Here is a 15,383-nt window from a genome sequence, read left to right on the forward strand (position 1 = left end):
TTGACCTGACAGTCATATTAATTGTTGTCAAGCTGTTTATAGTCCGAAATTGTATCCCAAACGGATACCAATAAATCTGATAATCTGAACGTCGTTATTTCCTTCGGAACTCTGATACCTTACAGCTAACTCAAGGTCTTTGAAGGTATAGCCTGCACTAATGGCCCAGCCAAATGCAGTTTGGTTAGCACTAGCTGAACCTCCAGGGCCCGAACCTGCAATTCGGTTAAATGAAACCCCTCCCTGTGATTCGAGAACGACCCCACTCAGGTTGGCTCTGTAGCCTAGGTAAATTGGCAACGCGGAATAATGTGCAGAAGCACCAGCAGGCATATTCTTAGCTGCAAATCTATTGTAGCCTGCTTCCAGGGTGAGATACTGTGGATTCCGGCTGAAGCCATAAATCCCCTTAACGGCTCCACCAAAACCGGTTTTGACAACATCTGAAATAGCTCCTGTGGGTATTGCAGCCTGTCCGGATACCTGAAGGAAATTGCTGCCTTTCTGAGCCATGGAAACTAACGGGAAAATAAAAAGAAATACTAGTGCAAAAAAAATGCGGTTCATAAGCTGTTAATTGTTAATTATGGAGTGATTATTATTTTCTGTACAGAGGACATCTTTTTAGCAGATACTCCAGAGGGCTATTATAGGAACCATCGGTGTTGCTTAAAAAGGCTTTATGGGTTTGGTTATAAATGCTGGCATTATTATCCATATAGATATGCAAGCTTACCGCTACATCATATCTTTGAACAGCATTACTTGAAGTTGAACCGTAAGAAGAGACTCCTTTTACATCTTTGTCGCCATCGCGTTTCACTTTGGTATTTGAATTTTCACTTGAAGAACTCGTCTGATAACCTTTGTTTTGGGTAACTACACCATCAACAACATATTCAACCCCAAGGACGTCACAGATTTCCTTCATGGTAAAATTCATCATTTTATCTTTAGTAACCCCAGCTTTCGCTAATGTAGCGTTGGTTGTTCTAGGATCCAGAATTGTATATCCTGCAGAATGCTGAGAGAGGAATCCATAAGTGTCCTCTTGTGCTTTAAGACCAATTGCCTCTGCTCCGGGTTGATTGTCCATCAGATAAGTGAATGGGAGAATCGCTATTTTATTATGATGATCGACCGGAGTAGCTGACATGCTCACCTCATCCTTTTGACGTTCCTGAACTGGAAGGCTCTGCTGGCTGATGATTTCTATTCTACCACTGGAGTGCACAATCTTAGCAATATCAGATTTTTTGATGATGTATTCAGCTGTTTCGCCGTTGTATATGAAGGTAACATCGCTATCAGTGATTCTGACAACCTTTCCTTTCATTTCTTCACCGTTGAGTTTTTGAATGATGTCTTGCTTTGCAGTGCTTTTTGTTTGTGCAAAAAGATGAACTGAAATCAGACTTAAAACAAGGAATACATAGAATTTTTTCATAGGGTTGAGATTGGTAAGTAAATATAATTGTTTTAGCTTTTAATGTATCCGCTGACAACCAATTTTTTTGATGCAGTTTTATTCGTGTTTTGAGCTGTGCAGGTCGCCTGAACTGACTACAGTTGCCTTTGTTTGATTTTTACAGAAAATCTCCGCTGCATAAATGACTCGCTTGCTACTTAAACGAGTATTCCGGAGATTCTTCAAAATTGGTGTCAGACTTGCTAATCGGTTAAAATCCGGTCATTATTTGTGAATCAATGTACAACAAGATTTAGGGCAATAAGATAGCTTTGCGTGATGTTTTGTTTTTTCAGCAATACCGCTAATCTTTACATTTAAATAATAACCTGATGTTCAGAATGAAAATAATTACTTTTTGTATGCTTTTATGCTTAGGCCCTTTAGCCGGATTAAAAGCACAGGAGAAAAATCCTTACCAGCCGGAAACCAAAGATCAGATGAAAGCGTATCAGCGTATCGCATTTTTGGATTCAACCGTTAGTAAAAATGTTTACAATATGGACATCAAGCCAGTGTGGAGCAAAGATAACCTCAGTTTTTGGTATAGCAGATCTGCTAAAGATGGAAGAGAAGTCTATCGCGTTGATGCCATCACACAAAAGAAAACAAAGATACTCGACGATCGTGTGCTCTTGACCGCGGCAAATGGCTTAGGCGGAGCTCATTTTATTCCCTCAGATATTGTCCTCACAGATTCTTCCTTTTCTGAGGGATTTTCTTCAGTCAGATTTATGGCAAAAGGAAAGCGGTATCAGCTAGATCTGCGTGAACATAAACTAATGGAAGTACAGGACAATAGAAAAAATAGCTATCGTAGAAATTTAAAAAGGGGGGACACTACAATCGGTATTTCGCCTAATAGAAAATGGCTGGCCTATATAAAAGAAAACAACATCTATCTGAAAGACCAAACGAATGGGAAGTCAGTGCAGCTATCTACTGATGGGAACTCAGAATTGGCTTATGGTGAGCTGACCTGGGCACCCAACAGTGAATATCTGATTGGTTATAAAATTAAGAACATCGTTGCAAAACATGTTTATACTGTACTTTCTTCAGTGCCCAATACCTCAAGAGGAGAATTGGTCAGTAGAAATTATTTCCAGCCGGGGGATGAAAACAGTAGCTGCGAAATGTATGTTTTCAACACCAGTCCAGCGCATAAAGTCATCAAAATGAATATGCCTAAGATTGATTTTGAAGGACCTCCGGAAATCCATTTCACAGCAGATTCAAAGAAATTTTTGTTCAACAGACCGGACCGGACTCGCCAGCGTTTTAGAATTATTCAGGGAGATGCTTCAAACGGAACAGTAGAGGATATCGTAGATGAAAAAAGCAATACCTTTATTTTTCTGTGGCGGGTTTACACCCAATTTCTCCCGAAAAGTAATGAAGTGATCTGGAGCTCAGAAAAAGATGGGTATAGACATCTTTACCTGGTTAATTCAATACACAAAACCATTAAACCGATTACCGAGGGAAACTGGGTGGTAAGAGGTATAGATAGTGTTGATGCAGTAAAAAGGGAGATCTGGTTTCAGGCTTCCGGAATGAATAAAGGTGAAGATCCTTATAATATCCATTATTATAGAATTAGCTTTTCGGGTAAAAATCTAGTTGATCTTACACCAGAAATAGGCAATCATAAACTAAAGTATTCTCCTGATTTTAAGTATGGTGTCGATTCATATTCACAGGTGAATGTAGCACCGGTACATAAGTTACTTCGTGCCAGCGATGGCAAAAAACTGATGAATATCGAACAATCAGACATTACTTATTTGACTAAGAATAAGGTTCAAAGTATGAAACCATTTGTTGCCAAAGCCCGCGATGGCCTGACAGATATTTATGGGGTAATCTGCTTTCCTTCCAATATAGATAGCACTAAAAGCTATCCGATCATCGAAAATATTTATGCCGGTCCCCATGACTCTTTTGTACCCAAAAATTTCGTTTCCTACGGTGAAATGCAAAGTACTGCTGATTTAGGTTTTGTCGTGGTACAAATTGATGGAATGGGAACAGCCAATCGCTCCAAAGCCTTTCATGATCTTTGCTGGAAAAACCTGGTAGATGCTGGATTACCGGATAGGATGTTATGGATTAAAGCGATGGCTAAGCAATATCCTTATGCTGATACTGCCAGGGTTGGTATTTATGGAACTTCTGCAGGCGGACAGAATTCTCTTGGTGCATTGTTGTTTCATTCCGACTTTTATAAAGCAGCCGTATCGTCTTGCGGTTGTCATGACAACAGAATAGACAAACAGCCCTGGAATGAACAATGGATGGGGTATCCTGTAGGGAAACATTATGAAGAACAATCTAATGTTACCCATGCCTCCAATCTTAAGGGGAGGCTAATGCTCATTGTTGGAGAGAATGATGCGAATGTACCACCGGAATCAACCTATAGAGTTGCCGATGCTTTGATAAAATCGAATAAGGATTTTGAATTTTTAGCCATTCCAGGCGCTGGCCATACGGATGGAGGCGCTTATGGAAGACGTAAAAAAAGAGATTTTTTTATCCGATATTTATTGAACGTAACGCCGATAAGCTGGAATAGCCTTTAATCAATGCACACCATTATGTTTGAAAAACACATTTACGCCAATAGGAGAGCACAACTCAAAAAGTCGCTTGGATCAGGGATTTTATTATTCCTTGGAAATGAGGAAAGCCCAATGAATTATAAGGACAATGCTTATCATTTTAGACAAGACAGTACCTTTTTATACTACTTTGGCATAAAGGAACCAGCTTTGGCCGCAGTTATAGATCTTGATGGAGATGAAACCATTCTCTTTGGTGATGAAATGAGTATTGATGACATTGTATGGATGGGCAGACAAAAGACACTAACAGAAAAAGCATCAGACGCCGCTATAGAAAGAGTTTTACCGGCTAAGGAGCTCCATCAATACATCAGTAGTTACATCACAAAAAAACAGAAAGTCCATTATCTGCCACCTTACCGGGCAGAGAATAAGACCAAAATTTCCTCATGGTTTGGACTGTCAGTTTCCGAAATATCAAACAGGGCCTCCATAGACCTCATCAAGGCTGTCGTGGCGCAACGGTCCGTAAAATCAGCGGAAGAAATTGTTCAACTCGATCTGGCGGCTTCGCTTTCAGCAGATATGCATCAGGTGGTGATGCAAGCGGCAAGGCCGGGAATGTATGAACGGGAAATTGTCGCTAAAATACATCAGGCAGCGATGGCCTCCGGCGGTCAGTTGGCCTATCCGGCAATTTTGACCGTCCACGGTCAGATCCTTCATAACCATTATTATGGAAATCAACTTCAGGAAGGCCAAATGGTATTAAATGACTCTGGCCTGGAAACGGAACTTGGCTATGCCGGAGACCTAACCCGCACATTTCCAGTTGGCAGGCAATTTACTCCGGTTCAAAAGGATATCTATGAAATTGTGCTTCAGGCCTACACTGATGCAAAAGATCTCCTGGCACCAGGCATTCGGTATTTGGATGTCCATCTTACCGCATGCCGGACCTTAACCCAAGGTCTAAAAGACATTGGTCTGATGAGAGGGACTGTGGAGGATGCAGTAAATGCAGGTGCCCATGCGATGTTTTTTCAATGTGGAACCGGACATATGATGGGATTGGATGTTCACGATATGGAAGATCTTGGAGAACAGTATGTAGGATACACTGATCAGTTGATCAAAAACACTACGCAATTTGGTCTAAAATCTTTAAGGTTGGGAAAAGAACTTCAGCCCGGATATGTACTGACTGTTGAACCCGGCATCTATATTATTCCCGAACTTATCGACCAATGGAAAGCTGATAACAGGTTTAAGGAATACATCAACTATGAAAGATTGGAACAATTTAGAGAGTTTACCGGCATTAGAATAGAAGATGACTTTTTGATCACCGAAAACAACAGCCGAATGTTGGGTAAACATTTGTCCTTAACTGTTTCCGAAATCGAGACCATCCGATCTTCTGTTTAATGTAAAACGGTGTATTTACAGTTGGTATTGGTTAACATCCAAACATTTCGAAAGCTGTTCTTAGCTTAATTTTGATTTAACCCAGGGTTGTAGTAGCTGACATTTAGTGAGTTATCTGCAGTTCCGGATTTGTTAAATCATATTAATTTAGAAACAATGAGTATAAAATGGACGGGAGTATTTCCCGCTGTAACAACCAAATTTACGCCCAATGATGAGTTGGATTTTGAAGCATTCGATAAGAACATTGAAGCCCAGCTGGAGGCCGGTGCCGAAGGAATTATTTTAGGAGGCTCGCTAGGTGAAGCCAGTGTGCTTACGGATGAAGAAAAGTTCGATCTGCTATCGCATACCATCGCCATAGTTGATGGCCGTGTACCGGTTTTATTGAACATTGCAGAAGCTACCACTAAAAAAGGGATAGCAGCAGCAACAAGAGCGGAAGCCTTAGGGGCAAGCGGATTAATGCTATTGCCCCCAATGCGTTACTACGCATCATCTGAAGAAGCACTTGATTACTTCAGCGCTATTGCGGAAAGCACCAAGCTACCCATCATGATTTACAATAACCCTGTTGACTATAAAATAGAGGTTACCTTAGACATGTTTGAGGAGCTAGCCAAGCATGAAAACATACAAGCCATTAAAGAATCCACCAGAGATGTTTCCAATGTTACCCGTTTAATCAACCGTTTCGGGGATCGTTTCAAAATCTTTACCGGTGTAGATCCTTTGGCAATGGAAAGTATTGTAATGGGCGCACATGGCTGGGTTGCCGGACTAGTTGATGCCTTCCCAAAAGAAACAGTAGCTATTTTCAGACTGATCAAAGAAAATCGTATTGCCGAAGCCTTAACCATTTACCGTTGGTTTTTACCTGTTCTTGAACTGGATATTCATCCAAAACTGGTTCAGTACATCAAGTTGGCAGAAGTGGCAACGGGGCTAGGTACGGAAACTGTTCGTGCGCCACGATTACCGATTAAGGGAATTGAACGTGAAAGGGTGCTTAAAATCATAAATGATGCATTGGCTGTCCGACCAGAATTGCCTGTTGGAAGTTGGGGGAAGTAGCGCTATGGACGGAAGAAATATTGTAGCGGCCACTTTTGTTGATGCAAATGAAGGAATCCTGATTGCAACTAATCCGGCTACCGGATTGCCATTAGCAGGCGATTTTTTTAAATCCAGCAGCACCGAAGTAGCAAGCGCCTTAAGATCGGCAACAGCAGCTTTCCGTGATTATCGGAAAATGAATAAAGATGTCAAGGCAAGTTTTTTGAATGCCATAGCCAGTGAAATTGAGCAAATTTCCGGACCATTGGTCGAACGGGCATCAGCAGAAAGCGGTCTGCCATTGGCCCGTTTGCAAGGCGAACTAGGCAGGACTACCGGACAACTCAGGTTGTTTGCAAATCTTGTTTCTGAAGGTTCCTGGGTTAATGCAGTTATTGATACTGAATTGCCTGATCGAAAGCCCTTAGCCCGGCCAGACCTGAGGAGTATGCTTGTGCCTATTGGCCCGGTAGTTGTTTTTGGGGCAAGCAATTTCCCCCTGGCTTTTTCAGTAGCTGGTGGAGATACCGCATCAGCCCTGGCTGCCGGCTGTCCGGTAATAGTCAAAGCACATCCAGGTCATTATGGAACCAGTGCTTTGGTCGGTGCGGCAATTGTAAATGCAATTAAAAAAACAGGGATGCCTAAAGGTATTTTTTCACTTCTTTATGACGATGGATACTCTATTGGCCAATGTTTAGTTCAACATGAGCTTACAAAAGCAATAACTTTTACAGGATCTTATTCCGGTGGTATGGCACTGATCAGGCTGGCACAGCAACGTACAGAACCCATTCCCGTATTTGCAGAAATGGGCAGCATAAATCCTGTAGTTTTCTTACCCGAGGCCCTAGAAAAAAGTGCAGGTGATTTGGCTAAAAAGTATGCTGCATCGATCAGTTTGGGTGCAGGTCAGTTTTGTACCAATCCAGGACTGCTATTGGGGATTCAATCCCCTGCTCTGGAGCAATTCAAGCGGGTATTGGCAGCATCCATAGCCGATATCCCATCTGCTACCATGCTGACTAAAGGCATAGCAGAAAACTATAAAAAGTTAACTACCGAGGTTACCCAGCTGGAAGGAGTAAGGCTTTTATCTGTTTCAAAAAATAAAGACAAAAGCCTGCAAAATCAATCAGAAGCTACAGTAGCCGAAGTCAATGCTATTGATTTTATTCAAAACCCAAGTTTACAGGAAGAGGTATTTGGCCCTTACTCCATGCTTGTTATCGCAAGAGACATTTCTGAACTAATGGAGGTAGTGGCGGTGTTAAAAGGACAACTCACTGTCACTATAATGGCAAGTAAACCTGAAGTTCAGCAGCACCAGACCTTAGTTGATGCACTAAGCGAAAAAACAGGAAGAATCATCTTTAATGGAGTGCCCACGGGCGTCGAGGTATGTGGGGCAATGCAGCATGGAGGACCGTTTCCGGCAACCAATGATAGTCGGTTTACTTCCGTGGGTTCTGCCGCCATAAACAGATTTGTAAGACCGTTGGCCTACCAGGATTGGGAACAGGAATTATTGCCCGATGAACTTAAAGATGAAAATCCATTGGAAATTTTTAGAACCGTTAACCAAAAAATAACAAAATCATGAGTAAGACTTTTTTCTGTATAGATGCGCATACCTGCGGCAACCCGGTAAGGTTAGTTGCCGGCGGAGGACCTGAATTAGTTGGCGCCAACATGAGTGAAAAGCGGCAACATTTTTTAAAGGAATTTGATTGGATCAGAACTGGTTTGATGTTCGAGCCCCGCGGCCACGATATGATGTCAGGAAGCATTCTCTATTCACCTCATGACCCCAATAATGATGTAGCAGTTCTTTTTATCGAAACAAGCGGTTGCCTGCCCATGTGTGGTCATGGTACGATTGGAACCATCACTATTGCTATAGAAGAAGGCCTCATCCAACCCAAAATACCTGGGGTAATCAGGATGGAGGCTCCAGCAGGCCTGGTATGGATTGAGTATAAGCAGGAGGGAAAGAAAGTGACCTCTGTTAAGCTAACCAATGTCGCTTCCTATCTGGCCGCTCAGGATCTTCAGGTAAGGTGTCCTGACCTGGGGATGTTGACATTTGATGTGGCTTATGGAGGTAACTTTTATGCAATTGTTGATCCTCAACCCAACTTTGAAGGTTTGGAGCATTATACCGCCAGCCAGTTAATTACCTGGAGCCAGACCATTAGGAAGCTGATCAATGAACAATACACTTTTGTACATCCTGCCGATCCAACCATAAATGGATGCAGTCATGTGTTATGGACGGGGAAAACAATAGATCCGGCGGCTGCCGCCAGGAACGCAGTTTTTTATGGCGACAAAGCCATTGACAGGTCACCATGTGGAACCGGAACCTCAGCCCGTATGGCTCAATGGCATGCCAAAGGCAAATTGAAAAAAGGGGAAGATTTTGTACATGAGAGTTTTATTGGAAGCAAGTTTACGGGTAGGGTAGAGCAGGAAGTAGATTTGAATGGCATAAAGGCCATCATACCCAGTGTAGAAGGATGGGCTAAGGTATTTGGCTACAATACAATTAAGATTGACGCCGAAGATGACCCCTATGCACATGGTTTTCAGGTAATTTAAGCACTAAGAATTAATCACGATCAATAGAAATTAAGCATGTCAAAAGTAATCGTTATAGGAGGGGGAGTTGTGGGTTTATGCACCGCATATTATTTAAGGAAAAAGGGTCATGAAGTGACAATTCTGGATAAAGGAGCTATCAGCGATAGTTGTTCATTTGGAAATGCAGGCATGATTGTACCCAGTCATTTTGTACCCTTAGCCGCTCCGGGGATGATTAAACAAGGTATCCGATGGATGTTCAACAGCAAAAGCCCCTTTTACGTACGTCCATCCTTCAATATGAATTTGATGCGTTGGGGAGTGAAATTCGTTAAACATGCCAGTGCCAAACATGTAGAACAGTCTGCCATACCACTTCGCGATCTGTCATTACTCAGCAAAAAACTTTATCAGGATTTGGCCAAAAACCCAGACCTTAATTTTGAATTGACTACCAACGGCATTCTCGCTTTTTATAAAACAGAAAAAGCAGCTGAAGAGGAAGCCGAACTCGCAAAAAAAGCCATTGAACTGGGCTTAGATATGGCGGTTTTGAATGCTGAGGAATGCAAGGCTTTACAGCCAGATTTGGAACTCAATGTCCTGGGAGCGGTCCACTATCGCTGCGATGCCCATCTCTACCCAACCCAGCTCATGAATGGCTTATTGAGATATTTAAATGAAAATGGAGTTCAGATTATTAAAAATACATTAGTTGAGGACATCGTGTTTTCCGGCAACCGCATTACAAAAGTTATTGCAGGTGATACTGCCTGGGAGGCAGATGAATATGTAATTGCCGCCGGTTCCTGGTCGCCGGCATTAGCCAGGATGGCGAATATCGAGTTGTCGATTATGCCGGGTAAAGGTTATTCATTTATGGAGTTAGAACCCCAAAACAGGTTAACGATACCGGCGCTTTTATGTGAAGCAAGGGTAGCGATAACCCCTATGGATGGCAAAATAAGGTATGGAGGAACGATGGAGTTAGATCAAATCAATAGTAGGGTAAATATAGCAAGGGTAAAAGGAATTGTAGAATCTGTACCCGATTATTTTCCTGATCTGAATCCTTTAATTCCTTCAGAAAAGGACATCTGGTATGGATTTAGGCCCTCATCGCCAGATGGTTTACCTTATATTGGCAGAAGCCGGAAGCACCACAATCTGGTCTTCGCCACCGGACATGGGATGATGGGACTGAGCCTGGCTCCGGCAACAGGGCTGTTGGTGAGTCAGATCATTTCGGGAGAACAGACGGATTTAAATTTAAGTCCATTTACTGTAGATCGATAGACAGATTGGGAAGAATTAGGCAAATATTGCTTGTATATTTGCAAGTGTTGGTATTATATTAACCCTAAGTGATTTAGTTTGATTTTTTTCGGGTTAATATATTTACATTAATGATGTTAAACTCATTGTTATGAAAGTTTTACCATTTACGATATTAGTGCCTGATGATAAAAGTGTGACATCAGAACACATTCAGCAACCACATTTTTATCCATTCCTTCACCGACACGATGAATGGCAGATTACCTACATACAAGAAGGGGAAGGAACCTTAATTGCCGGTAGTGATATGCATAGTTTTCAGCCTGGCGATATCTTTGTGATCGGTGCAAAGCTTCCCCATCTTTTCAAAAGCAATCCCGAGTATTTTCTGCCCGACACCAAGCAATATATTAAAGCCTGCTCTATCTATTTTAACATGGATGTACGGCTTGCTCCAATATTCAATCTTCCAGAAATGAAGTTAGCGAGCGCTTTTCTGTTGAAAAATAAACACGGATTCAAAGTCCCTGAGCATGGAGCCGATTCCCTTGTTTCAGAAATTTTTAGCGTGCATGAGGCCTCGGGCATGGAAGTTTTGCTAAATTTCCTAAAGCTGATGATTGGCCTTAGCAATTTGAAGGATAATGTGGAACCCCTTTGTTCAGATTCCTACTCTTCAAACGTCAGTGAAAACGAAGGGATACGTTTGAGTAAAATTATCAGTTACATCACCGAGAATTACAGTAGTCAGATTTCTCTGGAGGACGTGGCTAATGAGGCCTGCATGACCCGACAAGCATTTTGCAGGTATTTTAAAAAGCATACCGGGCACACTTTTGTCTCCTTTCTCAACGAAATACGGGTAACAGATGCTTGTAAAACCCTAATTTCCAACCAAAAAACTGACTGTATATCAAATGTAGCTTATCGTGCAGGATTCAGCAGTATTACCAATTTCAATAGGGTATTTAAGAGTGTAATCGGACAATCACCGAGGGTATATGTCGATAAATACAGTAACATTAGCCGATCGGTTTATTAACAGATGAAAAGCGGAGTAATTCGAGTGATTATAAAAGCCCGGGAATCTCCCCATTTATGCTTTTATCAGGAATGAAAACTAAATTGCTTTACTTATACAAAAAATGAGATTCGAAAAATCCATACCACTTTTCTTAATATTTATGACCATAGGACAAAGTAACTTTGCTCAGAAAATAGTGGAGATCACTACAAAAAACAATGTACTTGTTTTGGAAACGGACAAGGACAATTCCTTACTGTTGAGTTACATCGGCAGGAAGCTCAGAAATGCTGGAGAATATCCAACCATTCAAGCTCTGGATAAATACAAGCCGGGTTCCGATGACCTCTTTAATAAACGAGAGGCATACATCGCTTCTGGTTCCTTGAATTTGCTGGAACCAGCATTGACGGTGACCCACGCCGATGGCAACAAATCTACCGTACTTACATTTTCAAGGGTCGAAGAAAAGCAGATAGATCAAAATAGAAAGCTAACCAGTATCGTACTCAAAGATGCCAAATACAACTTTGAGGTTAGCTTACACTATTTGTCTTACTTTAATGAAGACGTAATAGAACAATGGGTGCAAATTGTTCATCAGGAAAAAGGAAATGTGGTCTTAAATAAATATGCTTCAGCAAATCTAACGCTTAGTGGGAAGAAATTTTTTCTGAAGAACCATTATAGTGGCTGGGGACGTGAAATGCGTTCAGAGGAACAACAGCTTTTACATGGAATAAAAACGATTGACTCAAAGCTTGGGACCAGGAATAACCTCTTAAATTCCTCTTCTTTCATGATTTCAATTGACCAACCCGCTACTGAAGATATGGGCGAAGTTATTGCAGGTTCTTTGGAATGGACCGGGAATTTCAGGCTGGATTTTGAAACGTTTGATGAATATTACTTAAGACTTACTGCCGGAATCAACAACTTTTCCTCGAACTATACCTTAAGACCTGGAGAAGCGTTTATAACCCCACGTTTTGTTTACACCTATTCGGCAAATGGAAAAGGAACCGCCAGTAGAAACCTGCAAAATTGGGCAAGGAAATACCAGTTATTGGAAGGCAAGGGAGCGCGAGCAACACTGCTGAACAATTGGGAGACAACCTATTTCGATTTTAACGATGAGCAATTGAATCACCTTATTCAAGATACCAAAAAACTAGGCGTGGATGTATTTTTACTGGATGACGGATGGTTTGGAAACAAATATCCCAGAAATAACTCCAGTGCCGGTTTGGGTGACTGGCAGTTTAATAAACAGAAACTAACCAATGGGATTAGCGCTTTAGGTAAGGAAGCAACTGCAAACGGTGTAAAGTTCGGTATTTGGTTGGAACCGGAAATGGTTAACCCTAAAAGTGAACTTTATGAAAACCATCCGGATTGGATCATCCGACAGCCGGAAAGAAAGGAATATTACATGCGCAACCAATTGGTTTTGGATCTCAGTAACCCACAAGTTCAGGACTTTATATTCAACACTGTAAACGATGTTTTTAAGCAAGTACCTGATCTGGCTTTTATCAAGTGGGATTGCAATTCGTTAATTTATAACGCCAATTCTCCAACATTAAAAAATCAGGATCATTTTTACCTGGAATATGTCAAAGGTTTAAACAGTGTGCTGGAACGAATAAGAAAGAAATACCCAAAAATACCGATGATGCTATGTGCCGGTGGAGGTACAAGAGTGGACTATGCAGCATTAAAATACTTCACCGAATTCTGGCCAAGCGATAACACCAATCCATTTGACCGCATTTTTATACAGTGGGAGTATTCTTATTACTTCCCTTCAGTAGCTATAGACAACCATGTTACAGACATGGGGTCGCAGCCTATTAAATTTAAAACAGATGTGGCCATGATGGGTAAATTGGGGTATGATGTTAAAGTGAATGAGCTGGAAGAAAAAGACTTGCTTTTCAGTCAAAATGCGATTAAAACGTATAATGGCATTAAGGACATTATATGGCATGGTCAGCAGTACCGACTTCAGGATCCATACGAAAACAAAGTAGCTGCCATATCCTATGTAAGTGAGACAAAAGATACGGCTATAGTCTTCAATTACTATGTTTCTACACTTTACAATGCCAAAAACGCTATTCCAATAAAGCTCAAAGGACTTGATCCGGACAAAAGATATAAGATTGAAGAGCTCAACCTTTATCCAGCTACAAAATCACCAATTGACAGCCAAAAGGTCTACTCGGGAGATTTCCTGATGACGATAGGGATAAATCCAGAAGCCGATGTAAACAGAACCAGTGTTGTTTTAAAAGTTACAACACCATAGTTTTTTTGACTTTGGTAGACCTGCGGAAATTGCTATTTTTTATCTATAAATCATCAACCTACAGCACTAATGAGCTCCGCAAATGTCAGCAGCACAAGTGAACAGAGAAAGGATAAATCCTGAGAGTGGATTTTTTCAGTTTTTGGCTAAAACCAGTGACCTGGCCATCATAATTGACCATAAGCCAACCATCCTATACAAAAATCCAAAGGCAGCTGAACGGATTATTGGAAACAAACTTCAAACCGTCATTTCCGAAGATCATAAAAATAAATTTGCGCTGGTGTTGAATAAAATGATTGTCAAAAATGAAGAAGCGTGTAAAAACAGGTTCTTTTTGCGGATGGGATATGGTATGAATGTCAACTCACTAATTTGCTCGAAGATGCAGAAGTGAAAGGAATTGTATGTATGATGAAGGAAGATGTCAATAACAATCACCTTGGTGATGAGCAGCCCGGAACAGCGCATTTTTACAGAATCATTACCGACAATCTGCCCGCTATCATTGCCTACTGGACTGCTGTATACGCTGTTTGTTTGCCAATAAGGCCTACCTTTCATTTTTCGATAAAACAGAAAATCAAAAGAGATGGAACACAAATCTGGACGGTTACTTCTCCTTCAGTTTCACCAGAGAACACTCTTAGTGATACACTTAAAAGAAGCTATCTGCTATACTATAACAAAAAAAGAAACCTGTTAAACGGTTAACCTGATTGTATCACCTAATGGATTTCCTGCGCTGTAGAATTATCAGCCTTTTATCCATTTTACACGCATGCAACTGTAGCATTTATATCTTTTGATGGGTAACCACCACAAAAAAGTTTTCATAAATGGAGTTCTGGGGATACGTGTCAAGTCAATTTTTGGGGTTTTACCACAAGGACACAGCTCAGTTTGAAGGGGAAGTGAATTGGAAGTCATAGCTAAAATAATTAAGGAAAATAGGGCTCATTTTTAAGGTTCGTATAAAAAAGAAACGGTTTGATTCGCTGATATATTTCATTAGTTGCTGAAAAACCTTAAAATCTTTATTGAATTTAAGGTTTTTCGATAAGCGATAAGGTATCGATCCACCTGAAGAATCCTGACGTTTTTAGGGGTATTTTCCTGCTGTTGCTCTGTCTGTAAATACTGCTCGTTCCCAAGCGCGGATATCTTCAAAAGGATCCTCTTTTCAATTTTTTCAGCGTAGGAGGATAGCTGGTTGTTGTCCAGATAGTCAATGGCATCAATCAGTTGTTTTACGGCCAGTTTATTCCATTTTATTTTCATGTTCTGGCCTAAATTACTGACGGATTTTTTTTCTCAGCTGAAGCAGCTCTTTAACATCTTTATGGTTAATATGATTGCCCGCTTTCATTTCTAAACTCGCTTTTTCAATATCTTTGGTATAGTATTCTATAAGGGCCAAATTTATCTGGTCCTCCTCAATGGCAGATTGATATTTATAGTTTAAACTGTCAAGAAAAGCAACTAGTACTTTTTCTTCATGTTCGCTATTTGTAAATATTAATATACTCATATTCAAATCTATGCAATACATGCCAACAACATATTCCTCATGTGTTACCATTGTTTTAAATTATTACTGTCTGCGGGTCTGGCTGAAGGAAAGGATAGCCCTAACGTTAAGGCAGTAGCGGATTAATTTAAATCCTC

The 15,383-nt window shown here is 40.9% G+C and carries 14 protein-coding genes; 10 read left to right on the forward strand and 4 right to left on the reverse strand.

The window, feature by feature from the left end; all coding sequences use genetic code 11:
- Nucleotides 1–36 precede the first annotated feature (36 nt).
- A complete protein-coding gene (locus tag HQN83_RS02000) occupies nucleotides 37–567 on the reverse strand; it encodes an outer membrane beta-barrel protein (protein WP_173088073.1) in 531 nt (176 codons plus the stop codon).
- 31 nt (nucleotides 568–598) lie between these two features.
- Nucleotides 599–1,447 carry a hypothetical protein gene (locus tag HQN83_RS02005; RefSeq protein ID WP_173088074.1) on the reverse strand — a complete coding sequence of 283 codons (849 nt, stop codon included), beginning with the start codon at nucleotides 1,445–1,447 and terminating at the stop codon, nucleotides 599–601.
- A 362-nt stretch (nucleotides 1,448–1,809) separates the two neighbouring features.
- On the opposite strand from HQN83_RS02005, the gene HQN83_RS02010 reads away from it, so the two are divergent.
- From HQN83_RS02010 to HQN83_RS02055, 10 genes are all read left to right on the forward strand, one after another.
- Nucleotides 1,810–4,053: a S9 family peptidase gene (locus tag HQN83_RS02010; protein ID WP_173088076.1), complete on the forward strand. Its 2,244-nt coding sequence runs from the start codon at nucleotides 1,810–1,812 to the stop codon at nucleotides 4,051–4,053.
- Between the two features lie 15 nt (nucleotides 4,054–4,068).
- Nucleotides 4,069–5,463, forward strand: a complete 1,395-nt coding sequence (locus tag HQN83_RS02015; protein WP_173088078.1) for an aminopeptidase P family protein — start codon at nucleotides 4,069–4,071, stop codon at nucleotides 5,461–5,463.
- Between the two features lie 156 nt (nucleotides 5,464–5,619).
- Complete coding sequence (locus HQN83_RS02020; protein ID WP_173088080.1) at nucleotides 5,620–6,537, forward strand: dihydrodipicolinate synthase family protein; 918 nt, start codon at nucleotides 5,620–5,622, stop codon at nucleotides 6,535–6,537.
- A complete protein-coding gene (locus HQN83_RS02025; protein ID WP_246254174.1) occupies nucleotides 6,485–8,122 on the forward strand; it encodes an aldehyde dehydrogenase (NADP(+)) in 1,638 nt (545 codons plus the stop codon). The genes HQN83_RS02020 and HQN83_RS02025 overlap by 53 nt, the downstream gene beginning before the upstream one ends.
- Nucleotides 8,119–9,120, forward strand: coding sequence for a 4-hydroxyproline epimerase (locus HQN83_RS02030; protein WP_173088082.1), 1,002 nt, complete (start codon nucleotides 8,119–8,121; stop codon nucleotides 9,118–9,120). Before HQN83_RS02025 ends, HQN83_RS02030 begins: the two co-directional genes overlap by 4 nt.
- A 36-nt stretch (nucleotides 9,121–9,156) precedes the next feature.
- On the forward strand, nucleotides 9,157–10,398 hold the full coding sequence (locus tag HQN83_RS02035) for an NAD(P)/FAD-dependent oxidoreductase (RefSeq protein ID WP_173088084.1): 1,242 nt from the start codon (nucleotides 9,157–9,159) through the stop codon (nucleotides 10,396–10,398).
- A 130-nt stretch (nucleotides 10,399–10,528) separates the two neighbouring features.
- The gene (locus HQN83_RS02040) at nucleotides 10,529–11,422 is read left to right on the forward strand and encodes an AraC family transcriptional regulator (protein ID WP_173088086.1); all 894 of its coding nucleotides are present in this window, start codon (nucleotides 10,529–10,531) and stop codon (nucleotides 11,420–11,422) included.
- 103 nt (nucleotides 11,423–11,525) lie between these two features.
- Nucleotides 11,526–13,715 carry an alpha-galactosidase gene (locus HQN83_RS02045; RefSeq protein ID WP_173088088.1) on the forward strand — a complete coding sequence of 730 codons (2,190 nt, stop codon included), beginning with the start codon at nucleotides 11,526–11,528 and terminating at the stop codon, nucleotides 13,713–13,715.
- Nucleotides 13,716–13,797: 82 nt separating this feature from the next.
- Complete coding sequence (locus HQN83_RS02050) at nucleotides 13,798–14,112, forward strand: hypothetical protein (protein WP_173088090.1); 315 nt, start codon at nucleotides 13,798–13,800, stop codon at nucleotides 14,110–14,112.
- On the forward strand, nucleotides 14,091–14,429 hold the full coding sequence (locus HQN83_RS02055) for a hypothetical protein (RefSeq protein WP_173088092.1): 339 nt from the start codon (nucleotides 14,091–14,093) through the stop codon (nucleotides 14,427–14,429). Before HQN83_RS02050 ends, HQN83_RS02055 begins: the two co-directional genes overlap by 22 nt.
- A 297-nt stretch (nucleotides 14,430–14,726) precedes the next feature.
- Here the strand turns inward: HQN83_RS02055 and HQN83_RS02060 are convergent, their stop codons facing one another.
- Together HQN83_RS02060 and HQN83_RS02065 are read right to left on the reverse strand one after the other, a co-directional pair.
- Nucleotides 14,727–14,996 (reverse strand): type II toxin-antitoxin system RelE/ParE family toxin, encoded by a 270-nt coding sequence (locus HQN83_RS02060; RefSeq protein ID WP_173088094.1) that lies wholly within the window; start codon nucleotides 14,994–14,996, stop codon nucleotides 14,727–14,729.
- A gap of 13 nt (nucleotides 14,997–15,009) precedes the next feature.
- Nucleotides 15,010–15,297, reverse strand: coding sequence for a hypothetical protein (locus tag HQN83_RS02065; protein ID WP_173088096.1), 288 nt, complete (start codon nucleotides 15,295–15,297; stop codon nucleotides 15,010–15,012).
- Nucleotides 15,298–15,383: the final 86 nt, after the last annotated feature.

Origin of the sequence: Pedobacter foliorum, from assembly GCF_013266735.1 — a bacterium.
Classification (GTDB): domain Bacteria; phylum Bacteroidota; class Bacteroidia; order Sphingobacteriales; family Sphingobacteriaceae; genus Pedobacter; species Pedobacter foliorum.

What these genes read in the sequence shown, in the direction of transcription:
- HQN83_RS02000 (WP_173088073.1), bottom strand. Translation starts at nt 567, where the DNA reads ATGAACCGCATTTTTTTTGCACTAGTATTTCTTTTTATTTTCCCGTTA.
- HQN83_RS02005 (WP_173088074.1), bottom strand. Translation starts at nt 1,447, where the DNA reads ATGAAAAAATTCTATGTATTCCTTGTTTTAAGTCTGATTTCAGTTCAT.
- HQN83_RS02010 (WP_173088076.1), top strand. Translation starts at nt 1,810, where the DNA reads ATGAAAATAATTACTTTTTGTATGCTTTTATGCTTAGGCCCTTTAGCC.
- HQN83_RS02015 (WP_173088078.1), top strand. Translation starts at nt 4,069, where the DNA reads ATGTTTGAAAAACACATTTACGCCAATAGGAGAGCACAACTCAAAAAG.
- HQN83_RS02020 (WP_173088080.1), top strand. Translation starts at nt 5,620, where the DNA reads ATGAGTATAAAATGGACGGGAGTATTTCCCGCTGTAACAACCAAATTT.
- HQN83_RS02025 (WP_246254174.1), top strand. Translation starts at nt 6,485, where the DNA reads ATGATGCATTGGCTGTCCGACCAGAATTGCCTGTTGGAAGTTGGGGGA.
- HQN83_RS02030 (WP_173088082.1), top strand. Translation starts at nt 8,119, where the DNA reads ATGAGTAAGACTTTTTTCTGTATAGATGCGCATACCTGCGGCAACCCG.
- HQN83_RS02035 (WP_173088084.1), top strand. Translation starts at nt 9,157, where the DNA reads ATGTCAAAAGTAATCGTTATAGGAGGGGGAGTTGTGGGTTTATGCACC.
- HQN83_RS02040 (WP_173088086.1), top strand. Translation starts at nt 10,529, where the DNA reads ATGAAAGTTTTACCATTTACGATATTAGTGCCTGATGATAAAAGTGTG.
- HQN83_RS02045 (WP_173088088.1), top strand. Translation starts at nt 11,526, where the DNA reads ATGAGATTCGAAAAATCCATACCACTTTTCTTAATATTTATGACCATA.
- HQN83_RS02050 (WP_173088090.1), top strand. Translation starts at nt 13,798, where the DNA reads ATGTCAGCAGCACAAGTGAACAGAGAAAGGATAAATCCTGAGAGTGGA.
- HQN83_RS02060 (WP_173088094.1), bottom strand. Translation starts at nt 14,996, where the DNA reads ATGAAAATAAAATGGAATAAACTGGCCGTAAAACAACTGATTGATGCC.
- HQN83_RS02065 (WP_173088096.1), bottom strand. Translation starts at nt 15,297, where the DNA reads ATGGTAACACATGAGGAATATGTTGTTGGCATGTATTGCATAGATTTG.